This window comes from Glacieibacterium sp. (assembly GCF_965200405.1).
Lineage (GTDB): Bacteria > Pseudomonadota > Alphaproteobacteria > Sphingomonadales > Sphingomonadaceae > Glacieibacterium.
Map to the genome: position 1 here is coordinate 130541 of NZ_OZ241356.1, position 11026 is coordinate 141566.

General features: G+C 66.8%; 13 protein-coding genes. 11 read left to right on the top strand and 2 right to left on the bottom strand.

Features of this window, described 5'->3' with window-relative positions; genetic code table 11:
* Nucleotides 1–59 precede the first annotated feature (59 nt).
* Nucleotides 60–1121 (top strand): SDR family oxidoreductase, encoded by a 1062-nt coding sequence (locus ACOFKW_RS00520; protein WP_419815399.1) that lies wholly within the window; start codon nt 60–62, stop codon nt 1119–1121.
* Here ACOFKW_RS00520 and ACOFKW_RS00525 read toward each other — a convergent pair.
* Nucleotides 1118–2434, bottom strand: coding sequence for an MFS transporter (locus ACOFKW_RS00525; protein ID WP_419815400.1), 1317 nt, complete (start codon nt 2432–2434; stop codon nt 1118–1120). The two genes, ACOFKW_RS00520 and ACOFKW_RS00525, sit on opposite strands and share 4 nt — an antisense overlap.
* An 89-nt stretch (nt 2435–2523) precedes the next feature.
* Between ACOFKW_RS00525 and ACOFKW_RS00530 the strand changes: the two genes are divergently transcribed.
* The 5 genes from ACOFKW_RS00530 to ACOFKW_RS00550 all read left to right on the top strand — a co-directional run bounded on the left by ACOFKW_RS00530 (nt 2524) and on the right by ACOFKW_RS00550 (nt 7053).
* Complete coding sequence (locus ACOFKW_RS00530; RefSeq protein WP_419815401.1) at nt 2524–4422, top strand: DUF885 domain-containing protein; 1899 nt, start codon at nt 2524–2526, stop codon at nt 4420–4422.
* 240 nt (nt 4423–4662) lie between these two features.
* Nucleotides 4663–4860, top strand: coding sequence for a hypothetical protein (locus ACOFKW_RS00535; RefSeq protein ID WP_419815402.1), 198 nt, complete (start codon nt 4663–4665; stop codon nt 4858–4860).
* A 38-nt stretch (nt 4861–4898) separates the two neighbouring features.
* Complete coding sequence (locus ACOFKW_RS00540; protein ID WP_419815403.1) at nt 4899–5609, top strand: Crp/Fnr family transcriptional regulator; 711 nt, start codon at nt 4899–4901, stop codon at nt 5607–5609.
* Nucleotides 5610–5677: 68 nt separating this feature from the next.
* Entirely contained in the window at nt 5678–6616 is a 939-nt protein-coding gene (locus tag ACOFKW_RS00545; protein WP_419815404.1) for an acetyl-CoA carboxylase carboxyltransferase subunit alpha, read from the top strand.
* A 38-nt stretch (nt 6617–6654) separates the two neighbouring features.
* On the top strand, nt 6655–7053 hold the full coding sequence (locus tag ACOFKW_RS00550; protein ID WP_419816989.1) for a (deoxy)nucleoside triphosphate pyrophosphohydrolase: 399 nt from the start codon (nt 6655–6657) through the stop codon (nt 7051–7053).
* Nucleotides 7054–7057: 4 nt separating this feature from the next.
* Here the strand turns inward: ACOFKW_RS00550 and ACOFKW_RS00555 are convergent, their stop codons facing one another.
* Nucleotides 7058–7936, bottom strand: a complete 879-nt coding sequence (locus tag ACOFKW_RS00555; protein WP_419815405.1) for a class I SAM-dependent methyltransferase — start codon at nt 7934–7936, stop codon at nt 7058–7060.
* A 50-nt stretch (nt 7937–7986) separates the two neighbouring features.
* Between ACOFKW_RS00555 and ACOFKW_RS00560 the strand changes: the two genes are divergently transcribed.
* The 5 genes from ACOFKW_RS00560 (at nt 7987) to ACOFKW_RS00580 (ending at nt 11025) form a co-directional block, all read left to right on the top strand.
* Nucleotides 7987–8766 (top strand): double zinc ribbon domain-containing protein, encoded by a 780-nt coding sequence (locus ACOFKW_RS00560; RefSeq protein ID WP_419815406.1) that lies wholly within the window; start codon nt 7987–7989, stop codon nt 8764–8766.
* 16 nt (nt 8767–8782) lie between these two features.
* On the top strand, nt 8783–9040 hold the full coding sequence (grxC, locus tag ACOFKW_RS00565) for a glutaredoxin 3 (protein ID WP_419815407.1): 258 nt from the start codon (nt 8783–8785) through the stop codon (nt 9038–9040).
* Nucleotides 9037–9867, top strand: a complete 831-nt coding sequence (locus ACOFKW_RS00570) for a carbon-nitrogen hydrolase family protein (protein ID WP_419815408.1) — start codon at nt 9037–9039, stop codon at nt 9865–9867. The genes grxC and ACOFKW_RS00570 overlap by 4 nt, the downstream gene beginning before the upstream one ends.
* Nucleotides 9864–10289 carry a DUF1178 family protein gene (locus tag ACOFKW_RS00575; RefSeq protein WP_419815409.1) on the top strand — a complete coding sequence of 142 codons (426 nt, stop codon included), beginning with the start codon at nt 9864–9866 and terminating at the stop codon, nt 10287–10289. The genes ACOFKW_RS00570 and ACOFKW_RS00575 overlap by 4 nt, the downstream gene beginning before the upstream one ends.
* 160 nt (nt 10290–10449) lie before the next feature.
* Nucleotides 10450–11025 (top strand): ribosome maturation factor, encoded by a 576-nt coding sequence (locus ACOFKW_RS00580; RefSeq protein ID WP_419815410.1) that lies wholly within the window; start codon nt 10450–10452, stop codon nt 11023–11025.
* Nucleotide 11026 lies beyond the last annotated feature (1 nt).

Here is an 11026-nt window from a genome sequence, read left to right on the forward strand (position 1 = left end):
ACTGGTCGCAAAACCGATGTCGCGCGTTGGTGCGCAAACAGCGACATAGGAAAATCGATATGGTCGGAACGGCATTGGTCGTCGGCGCGAGCGGCATCGTCGGCAGCGCAACCGCAACGCTGCTGAACGAACAGGGGTGGACCGTCCACGGGCTGGCACGGCGACCGGCGGCGCAGGCGGGCATATTGCCGGTCGTGGCCGACCTGCAGGATGCCGCGGCGACGGCAGCGGCGCTGGCCGAGGTGCGGCCCGATGCGGTGTTCATCACCACCTGGTTGCGTCAGGACAGCGAGGCGGAGAATATCCGCGTCAATTCGGCAATGGTCCGCAACCTGCTCGACGGGCTGCGTGGCGGCGGCAGCACGCGCCACGTCGCGCTGGTCACCGGCCTCAAGCACTACCTCGGGCCATTCGAGGCCTATGGCAAAGGCGTGCTGCCGCAGACGCCGTTCCGCGAGACGCAGGGTCGGCTCGATATCGAGAACTTCTATTACGCGCAGGAGGACGAGGTGTTCGCTGCGGCGGCCCGCGACGGCTTTGGCTGGAGCGTCCACCGCCCGCATACCGTCATCGGCAAGGCGGTCGGCAACGCCATGAACATGGGCACGACGCTGGCCGTCTACGCGACGATCTGCCGGGAGACCGGGCGACCCTTCCGCTTTCCGGGCTCTGCAACGCAGTGGGATGGCCTGACCGACATGACCGACGCCCGGCTGCTCGCCCGGCAATTGCTGTGGGCGGCAACCACGCCGGCCGCACGCGACCAGGCGTTCAATGTCGTCAACGGCGATGTCTTCCGCTGGAGCTGGATGTGGGGCCGCATCGCCGAATGGTTCGGCGTCGAGGCCGCGCCGTTCGACGGCAGCATCGTGCCGCTGGAGCAGCAGATGGCCGATGATGCCCCGATCTGGCGCACCATCGCCGAACGTGACGGGCTGGCCGAGGCGGATCTCGACCGCCTGGTTTCGCCCTGGCACACCGACGCCGACCTTGGCCGGCCGGTCGAGGTGGTCACCGACATGTCGAAAAGCCGCCGCCTAGGATTCACTGCTTACCAGCCGACCGACGATGCGTTCTTCGACCTTTTCGCCGCACTTCGCGCCGACCGGCTGATCCCCTAGCCTCGGAGCGCCGCGGCGTTGGCGGCATGGGCGCGCGCGTCGAGGGGCCAGCCGTTGACCACCCAGGCGGCAGTCAGCGCCAACAGCGCCGGTGGCAAGGTGAATAACAGCGTCAGCCCGTCGATCGCGCTGGCGCTGTTCGCCGTACCCAGCTTTGCCTCGAAGTCCAGCCACGCCAGCACCGGGTAAGTCAGCCCGACCGGGATCGCATAGCCGAGCTTTTGCACCGCCACCGCTGCGGCGTAGAACAGCCCGGTCTTCTCCTGCCCGGAGGCGAGTGTCTCCGCATCCGAGACATCGGCGAGCATGGCGCGCAGCAGGAACATCGTCGCGCCATAGGGCAACCCGGCCAGCGCCATGCCGATCGCCGCCAGCCCCCAATTGTCCGCGGGCAGCAGCACCGTCGCAGTCTGCGTCGCGGCATAGAAGACCAGCGCGAAGACAATCGCCCGATGCTTCGACGTCGTCCGCGCCAGCCATGTCCACAGCGGTATGCCGAGCATGCCGAAGACGAAATAGACCAGCAGCAGCGACGATGCCTGGACCGCGGGATAGCCCTTCACCGCCTCGAAAAAGAACAGGAACAGCGCGCCGGCGATCCCGGGCGCGAGGTTGGCGATCAAGTCGACGACCAGCAGCCGCCGCATCAACGGGTTGCGCATCACCACCAGCAGGTCGGTCAGCCGTGGCGCATGGTCCTTCAGCCGCGGTCGCTCACGCACCAGCAGAAACATCAGTGCGATGGTCAGCGGCGCGCCGGCGATCACCAGCCAGCCCATCGCATGGATGCCGGGCGCCGTGCCGGCCTGGGGATATAGCCGCGCCAGCAGCGGCGGCAGCGCCAGCACGACCAGCATGCCGAGTTGCGTCACCAGCATCCACCAGCCGAACACCCGGCTACGCTCGTGATAATCGTCGGTCAGCGTCGCGCCCCAGGCGGTCTGCGCCACCATCACCGCCGAATAACCGACATACAACAGCAGCAACCCCGCCAGCGCCGCGCCAGCCGAGATTCCGGGGGCTGCTAGATAGGCCGCCACCGCTCCCGCCATCAGGACCAGCGTGCCGCCCGCCAGCCAAGGCCTGAACCGGCCGACGCGCGTCGTCGTGCGGTCGATCGCGTGGCCGATCAGCGGATCGAGCGGAATGTCGATCAGCCGCACGACCAGGAAGATCAGTCCGACCGCCGACAGGCTGAGCCCCAGCTCGCTGGAATAATAGGGTGGCAGGTACACCACCGTCGGCAGGCCGACCGCTGCGAGCGGCAGGCAAGGTGCCGCGAACGCTCCGAGAATCTTGCGGTGAAGACGCAAATGCAACCTCCCCAGGCGTACCGTCCGTAACGACCATGCTGCCAGCCGCGAGACGGCGCAAGCGGCCTTGATGCCGGCCGCTCGGCAAGGTGGGAAACATCACGATCGGTGCACTTTTATCGCGCGGTGAGTTTCACCGGCCAGAAACCTGCTTTATGCCGCCTGCACCCATCCCGGAGTATTTGATGTTCGTTCGCTTGCTTGCCGGCCTGTTGATCGGCGCTGCCCTGCCTCTGGGCTTTCCCGCTGCGGCTGCCACCGTTGCCCCGGCCGTCGCGCCATCGGCCGCGCTCAAGGCATTGTTTGCAGCCAGTGACGAAGCACAGATGCGGCGCAATCCCGTCCAGGCGCTGTTCCGCGGCGATCCGCGCTACGCCGACCAGCTTGGCGACTATATCACCGACGCGTATTTCGCGGCCGAGAAAGCCGCTGCCGAGGCCGACCTCGCGGCGCTGCACAGGATCGATCGCAACCAGCTCAATGCCGACGACCGCATTTCCTACGATGTCTTCGAATATCAGACGGAGATGGGCCTGAGGGCCTTTGCTCCCGCCCTGCTCAAGGCTTCGAACGAACGCCCGGTCGACCATTTTGCCGGCTTCCAGACGTTCATTCCCGATCTGTCGTCCGGCGAAGGATCAGCGCCGTTCAAGACCGTCGCGGACTATGAGAACAACCTCAAGCGGCTCGACGGGTACGTCGTGTACATCGACCGCGCCATCGCCCGGATGCGACAGGGAATGGCCGACGGCATCGTCAATCCAAAGCTGGTGATGTCCAACGTCGTCTCGCAGCTCGACGCGCTGCTGCCGCCGACCGTCGAAGCCAGCATCTTCTACAAGCCTGTCCTCAACTTTCCGGACACGGTGCCGGCGACCGATCGCAGCCGGCTGACGGCAGCGTACGCCGCCTTCATTCGCGACAAGCTGAACCCGGCGCAGGCCAAGCTGCGCGACTTCATCAAGAACGAATATCTGCCCAAGGCTCGCGACAGCGTCGGTCTCGGCCAGATGCCCGGTGGTGCCGCGCTGTACCGCTATCTGGTGGCCGCGACGACGACGACCGACATGACACCGGAGGCGATCCACGCCATCGGCCTGGCGGAAGTGAAGCGCATCCATGCGGAGATGGAGAAGGTCAAGGCACAGGCCGGCTTCAAGGGCAGCCTGGCGGAATTCTTCGTCTTCATGCGCACCGACCCGCGCTTTGCACCCAAGACCCGCGAGGCGATGCGCGACGAGTTCTACGCGATCGACAAGCGTGTGCTGGCTGTCGTCGGCAAGGACTTCGCGACGATCCCCAAGTCGCCGCTGGAAATCCGCCCAGTGCCGGCGTTCAAGGAAAAAACCGAAGCTGCGGGCTCGTACAACCAGGGTACGCCTGACGGTTCGCGGCCGGGCATCTTCTATTACAACGCCTATGACCTGCCCTCGCGCTTCACCTGGGGCTTCGAGACGCTGTTCCTGCACGAAGGCATTCCCGGACACCATTTCCAGATCAGCCTGGCGCAGGAGAACGCGGCGCTGCCGGCGTTCCAACGCTTCGGCGGCAATACCGCCTTCGTCGAGGGTTGGGCGCTGTACGCCGAAAGCCTCGGCTACGAGCTCGGCTTCTTCACCGATCCGTACCAGAATTACGGGCACCTCAATGACGAGATCTTGCGCGCCATGCGCCTCGTCGTCGACACCGGGATCCATGCTCAAGGCTGGAGCCGCGACAAGGCGATCGCCTATATGCTCGACAACAGCGCGATGGGCCGCAGCGATGTCACCGCCGAGGTCGAGCGGTACATTGCCATCCCATCGCAGGCATTGGCTTACAAAGTCGGCCAGTTGACCATTCGCCGCCTGCGCACCCGCGCCGAGGCCGCGCTTGGAACAAGGTTCGATGTGCGCGAATTTCACGCCCAGGTACTGATGTCGGGTGCCTTGCCGATGAAAGTACTGGAAGAAAAGATTGATGCGTGGATCGCCACCAGACGCGGCTGAACCGGCCAGCCGCGCCCATCTAGCCCTTTTGAACCTGCCATTACCTGATTACAAAAAAATCCCTGTAGCAGGTGAATATGCACTCTGTACGAATGCGCACACAGTAATCGTGATCGACTTGCGCGCAGTTCGTACGAAAACGTAACGTTCGGACAAAGTAGAATGGTTTCAGACAGGTTGCGCCCGCCAATCGCAAGCCGTGGAACGGTTATCCACAGACGGCTGTTCGATCAAAGCCGGTTGAAATCGGCGATCAGGCTCAGCATGACTGGCGAGATGGCAACAATTACTGGTTATGATTCGCTATTCGGCGATTTCGCGCGCAGTACCGTTCATGAATCGGTACGCAACCGCGCCGACGCTGCGCCATGGTCATGCGAGAGCCAAAGCTCGCCGCGTGCGCTCCCGCAGCCAAAGGAAATATTCGGCCGTGAATGACTAATCGGACCAAGGTTGCCAACCGGCTTTTGCGCACGATGAACGCCGCTGACTACGGGCTCCTGGCAAGCTATTTAACCGAAGTAGAACTACCCAAGGGTCAGACGCTGATCGAGCCCTTCGAACCCCTGCGCCATAGCTGGTTCCTCCTGTCCGGCCTCGCATCGGTAGTCGCTACGACCCAGTCGGGAAGCCAGGCCGAGGTTGGCGTCGTTGGCCATGAGGGTCTGGTGTCGACCGCGACGATCCACGGTATCGACGCTATCCCGCTGCGTTGCTTCATGCAGCTGCCGGGTACCGGATTGCGCATCAGGGTCGAGGACCTGCGCCGCGCGATCGAGCAGAGCCGGACGCTTGAGCGCCTGCTGCTCGCTTACGCCGAATGTTTCGCGCTGCAGATTGCCGGCACTTCGCTGGCCTATGCCACCCGCACGATCGAGGAGCGGCTCGCGCGCTGGCTGCTGATGTGCGACGACCGTTCGATCGGCGGACTGGTCGCCCTGACGCACGAGCAGCTGTCGTTGATGCTGGGCGTTCGCCGTGCTGGCGTTACCGTAGCGCTGCAGTCGCTGGAGAGCGCCCAGATCGTCGAGACCAAGCGCGGCGTTATCCGCATCCTCGACCGCCAGGGTCTGCTGCGGCTCGCCGGCGACGCGTATGGCGGTCCAGAGGCCGACTACGAGCGCCTGATCGGTCCGGATCCAGGCCTGGATACCCGCGTCGCGGACGCTCCGCGACTGGCGTTCTAGGCACGCTTGCGACAGCGTTCGACCGTAAAGGTTTGACGCTGGCCAGCGCCGGTCCTAACCCCGCCGCCATGGTTGCCGCTCTCGAATTCGAAAAAGACATCGTCGATCTGGAGACGCGCGCCGCAGCGCTCCGTGCCGACGCTTCCGATCCTGCCGAGGCGCAGCGCCTCGAGCACCGGGCAAGGTCGCTGCTGTCCGACACTTACGCCAAGCTGACGCCGTGGCAGAAAACCCAGGTCGCGCGGCATCCGGAGCGTCCGCACTTCAAGGATTATCTGGCGCTGCTGGTCACTGACTTCACCCCGCTGAGTGGCGACCGCAGCTTTGGCGAGGACGCCGCGATCATCGGTGGCATCGGTCGTTTCCGGGGTCGCTCGGTCATGATCATCGGGCATGAAAAGGGTGCCGACACCGCCAGCCGGGTCAAGCACAACTTCGGCATGGGCCGCCCCGAAGGGTATCGCAAGGCGGCACGGCTGATGGAGCTGGCGGGCCGCTTCGGCATTCCGGTCATCACCCTGATCGACACCCCCGGCGCCTTTCCCGGCCTCGACGGCGAAGCGCGCGGCCAGGCCGAGGCGATCGCCCGCGCCACCCAGACCTGCCTCGACCTGCCTGTCCCGATGATCGCCGCGATCGTCGGCGAGGGGATGTCCGGCGGCGCCGTCGGGCTGGCCGCGGCAAACCGCGTCATCATGTTCGAGCATGCGATCTATGCCGTCATCTCGCCCGAGGGCTGCGCCTCGATCCTGTGGCGTGGCGAGGAAAAACGCGGACCCGAGGCCGCCGAGGCGATGCGCATCACCGCCGCCGACCTGACCCGCTTCGGCGTCGTCGACACCATCGTTCCCGAGCCGCTGGGCGGTGCCCATCGTGACCCGGCCGCGGCGATCCAAGCTCTCGGCGACACGCTCGAAGCAGAACTCGCCCGGCTCGACGAACAAAAGCCCGCCGACCTGCGCCGCAGCCGCCGCGCCAAGTTCATCGAAATGGGGCGCGCCGCCTGACCGACATCGACTGCCCCTGCCCGGCGACGGTCGCCGGCCTGCCGCTGCTGTACGTCGTCGCGGCGGCGCTGGTCGATGCCGATGGCCGCATCCTCGTCGCCGAGCGCCCACCCGGCAAGCACCTCTCCGGCCGCTGGGAGTTCCCCGGCGGCAAGATCGAGCCCGGCGAGTCCCCAGAAGCAGCCCTGGTCCGCGAGCTTGCCGAGGAACTGGCCGTCGATACCAGCGCCTCGTGCCTGGCACCTGCCGGGTTCGCCAGCCACGCCTATGACGAGTTCCACCTGATCCTGCTGCTGTTCGTCTGCCGTCGCTGGCGCGGCGTTCCTGCCGGGCAGCAGGGACAGGCGTTGCAGTGGCTGCGGGTACCCGAGCTGTTCTCGCTGGACATGCCCCCGGCGGATCGTCCGCTGCTCGGGCTGCTGGACGCGTTACTCTAGGCTCCTACTGCCCCCTCCCGGAACGGGAGGGGTCGGGGGTGGGACTTGGCATAAGCTCTAGCTGCCGACCTTGTGGGAGACCCACCCCAGCCCCTCCCGTTCCGGGAGGGGGAGCAGTGAGCAGCGGTGCCATCGGCGCCCAGCCGGCGAGTGTAATGACCTGCACCGTCACCGCGACCCGGCCCGCCGCATCGGCGCGCTCGCCGAACCGTCTTGCCGCATCGGCAAGCACATCGCGCCGCAGTGGCACGCGGTCCGACAGCGCGTTGCCGTCGCCGGTGCCGTGCACATCCTTAATCAGCGCGAACAGGCTGTCGTACTTGACCACCAGTGAGTCCACGTCGGCGACCGGCAGCGAAAAGCCTGCGCGTTGCAGCAGGGCCGCCGCCTCACGCGGGTCGACCATCGGGGCAATGCGAGCCGCCGCCCGCCCGGTCAGGTCGCTCTCGGCCGCCAACAGGTCGGCGCGCAATTCGCCGAGCGTCGCCCCGCCGAAGAAGCTGGCAATGAAAAGTCCATCCGGCACCAGCGCCCGCCGCGCCAGCAGCAATGCCCCCGGCAGGTCGCCGACACCCTGCAGCACACCGGCCGAGGCGATCAGGTCGAAGCTGGCGTCGGCGAACGGCAGCCGGTCCTCGTCACCGACCACCGACAATCCGGCGGCTGCGACGAGCCCGCATCTCACCAGCAGGGGCGCTGCGATCCGGTCGCCCATCGTCCCGCCGAGATCCAGCACCCGCTCGAACTTGCGCGCGATCCCGGTCAGGCGCTCAGCGAGGTCGTCGGCCAGCGCATTGCGCAGGAAATCATGCTTCGCCAGCGTCGGCGCGGCCCGCTCGGCGTGGCGGCGGCGGACCCGCCGGTCAAAGATCGCGGACGACATGCTCCCGCCTAGCCCATGGTGGCGCATCGGGAAACCGCCTAGGCTGACGCATGGAACCCGGGGCAGTTGCGCAGGCAGGAACGTCGGGACTGCGCATCCTTGCTCGCGGCGGAGCGGTCGCCGCCAATTGGCTGCTCGACGTCCTGTTACCGCCGCGCTGCCCGGCCTGCCGCGACGTCGTCCGGATCGATGGCAGTTTTTGTGCGGGATGCTGGGCCGGACTGCGCTTTTTGACAGCCCCCTGGTGCGCTCGCTGCGGCCTGCCTTTCGCGCACGACCTCGGCGACGCCAGCGAGTGCGGCGCCTGCCTGCTCAAGCCGCCGCGCTACACCACGGCGCGCTCAGCACTTGCCTATGATGGCACGGCGCGCCCGGTGCTGCTCGGCTTCAAGCACGGCGACCGCCAGCATCTTGCACGGCTGATGGCGCCGCAATTGGCGCGGGTCGGCATGGACTGGCTCGGTCCCGACTCGCTGCTGGTGCCGGTACCGCTGCACCGCTCGCGGCTGTGGCAGCGCGGCTTCAACCAGGCGGCTCTACTGGCCCGGCTGGTCGGCCGACGGACCGGAACACCGCTGCTGGTCGACGGCCTGAAACGCGTCAAGCGGACCCGGCTGAGCCGCGGCATGAACCGCCGCCAGCGCACCGAGAACGTCCGCAGCGCCTTCCGCGTCGCCCGCCCAACGGCGATCACGGGCAGGCGGATTGTGCTGATCGACGACGTCCTGACCACCGGCGCAACCGTCGAAGCCTGTTCGCGCGTTCTGCTCAGGGCGGGCGCAACCTCGGTCCATGTCTTGACCTGGGCCCGGGTTGTGCGCGACGCTTGAAAGGAGAGGTGCGTAAATGCCTAAGATCGAAGTCTATACCAAATTCTTCTGCCCCTATTGCACCCGCGCGATGTCCTTGCTGAAGTCCAAGGGCGCGGCGTTCGAGGAGTATGACATCAGCATGGGCGGCGCCCGCCGCGCCGAGATGCTGGCGCGCTCCGGCGGCGCGAGCACGGTCCCGCAAGTGTTCATCGGCGACCGGCACATCGGCGGCAGCGACGATCTTGCGGCGCTGGAGCGGGCCGGCAAGCTCGACGCGCTGCTCAACGCGTGAGGCCGCTCAGGATCGGCGTCCTGCAGACCACCACCGGTATTTCACCGGCGGTCAGCGCCGGGCAGCTCGTCGAAAGCATCGGCGAGGCCGCGGCAGCCGGCGTCGAACTGCTGTTCACACCGGAAATGAGCGGGATGCTCGATCGTGACCGTCATCGGATGCGGGCGGCGGTCAGGTCGGAAGCCGACGACGTCGTGCTGGCGGCGGTGCGTGAGGCAGCCGCCAAGCATCGCCTGTGGGTGCATCTCGGGTCGCTGGCAGTCCTGGCGGCGGAGTCGGCGGACTTGCCGGTCAACCGCGGCTTCGTCATCGACGACACCGGCGCGATCATCGCCCGGTACGACAAGATCCACCTGTTCGATGTCGACCTGCCGAGCGGCGAGCGCATCCGCGAGTCGTCCGGCTATGCCCCGGGCGGGCAGGCTGTGGTGACGTCCACGCCCTGGGCCCGGCTTGGCTTGTCGGTATGCTACGATGTGCGTTTTCCGCCGCTGTACAATGCCTTGGCCGGTGCCGGCGCCGAGCTCATCGCGGTCCCTGCGGCCTTCACCCGCCCGACCGGCAAGGCGCATTGGCACATCCTGCTCCGCGCCCGCGCCATCGAAACCGGCAGCTTCGTCGTCGCCGCCGCGCAGACCGGCGAGCATGAGGATGGCCGCGCCACCTATGGTCATTCGCTGGTCGTCGACCCTTGGGGCGAAGTGCTCCTCGACATGGGCGAGGCCCCCGGGCTGGCGGTGCTCGACATCGACCTCGACGCGGTCGCGGCAGCCCGCGGGCGGATCCCGGCGCTGGCGAACGCGCGCAGCTTCGCGCTGCCGGCATGATCGTCTTCGACCTGCGCTGCACCGACGCCCATGTCTTCGAAGCGTGGTTCGGCTCGACCGGCGACTATGAGGCGCAACTCGGCCGCGGCCTGATCGAATGCCCGATCTGCGGCGACTCAGGCATCGCCAAGGCGGTAATGGCGCCCGCGGTACCGTCGAAGGGTAATCGCGCCGTCACGCCGAGCCCGATGCAGGTCAAGGCCGCACTGGCAACGCTGGCCAAGGCGCAGGCGAGCGTCGAGGCCAATTGCGACTATGTCGGCGGCGATTTCGCCAGCGAGGCGCGCTCGATGCACGAAGGCGAAACCCCGCAGCGCGGCATCTACGGCGAGGCCACGCGCGCCGAAGCCGCCAGCCTGGTCGCCGACGGCGTTCCCGTCGCGCCGCTGCTGTTCCGCCCCCGCGCCCGATCGGACGCCTGAGCCGCCGCGTCCGCCGTAACGACGCACTGCGCCAGACCGCTTGCCCCCGGCGCCCCAAGCGACTATATCGCCGTCATCTTCCACATGGTTATTCCGGTGTAAGGTCGGTCCGGAGCGTTCCGGCCGCCGCCGCCATCGTTTATGTTCGGATGCTGTTGATTTGACCGACCAAGCTGCCCTGCTCGCGCTGATCGAACCTGTCGTTGCCGACATGGGGCTCGCTCTCGTGCGCGTCCAGTTGAAGGGCGGCAAGGGTTCCGCGACGCTCCAGATCATGGCCGAGGACCCCGCCACCGGCCAGCTCGGCATCGGCGTCTGCGCCAAGCTGAGCCGCCGCCTGTCGGACATCTTCGACGAGGTCGATCCGATCGAGGAGGAATATGCGCTGGAGGTGTCGTCGCCCGGCATCGACCGTCCGCTGACCCGGCCGCACGACTGGGACGACTGGAAGACGCATGACGTGCGCGTCAAGCTTACCGCGCCGCTCGACGGTCGCAAGCACATCGCCGGCGTCATCAAGGGTCTCGACGGCGACGCGGCGATCGTCACGGTCCCCGGTGCCGGCGACATCCGCGTGCCGCTCGCGGCAATGTCGGGTGCCAAGCTGGTGCTGACCAACCGTCTGATCAACGCCACCCGGCCACTCGACATGAGCGACGCCGACGACATTCTCGAAGACGACGAGCCACTCGAAGGTTCGGCGAACGACCACGACCCAGATAGCGACGAGGACTAGA

Excerpts from the sequence above, each read along its gene's own strand:
- ACOFKW_RS00540 (WP_419815403.1), top strand. The coding sequence starts at position 4,899 with ATGAACGCCGCTGACTACGGGCTCCTGGCAAGCTATTTAACCGAAGTA.
- grxC (WP_419815407.1), top strand. The coding sequence starts at position 8,783 with ATGCCTAAGATCGAAGTCTATACCAAATTCTTCTGCCCCTATTGCACC.
- ACOFKW_RS00555 (WP_419815405.1), bottom strand. The coding sequence starts at position 7,936 with ATGTCGTCCGCGATCTTTGACCGGCGGGTCCGCCGCCGCCACGCCGAG.
- ACOFKW_RS00560 (WP_419815406.1), top strand. The coding sequence starts at position 7,987 with ATGGAACCCGGGGCAGTTGCGCAGGCAGGAACGTCGGGACTGCGCATC.
- ACOFKW_RS00575 (WP_419815409.1), top strand. The coding sequence starts at position 9,864 with ATGATCGTCTTCGACCTGCGCTGCACCGACGCCCATGTCTTCGAAGCG.
- ACOFKW_RS00545 (WP_419815404.1), top strand. The coding sequence starts at position 5,678 with ATGGTTGCCGCTCTCGAATTCGAAAAAGACATCGTCGATCTGGAGACG.
- ACOFKW_RS00520 (WP_419815399.1), top strand. The coding sequence starts at position 60 with ATGGTCGGAACGGCATTGGTCGTCGGCGCGAGCGGCATCGTCGGCAGC.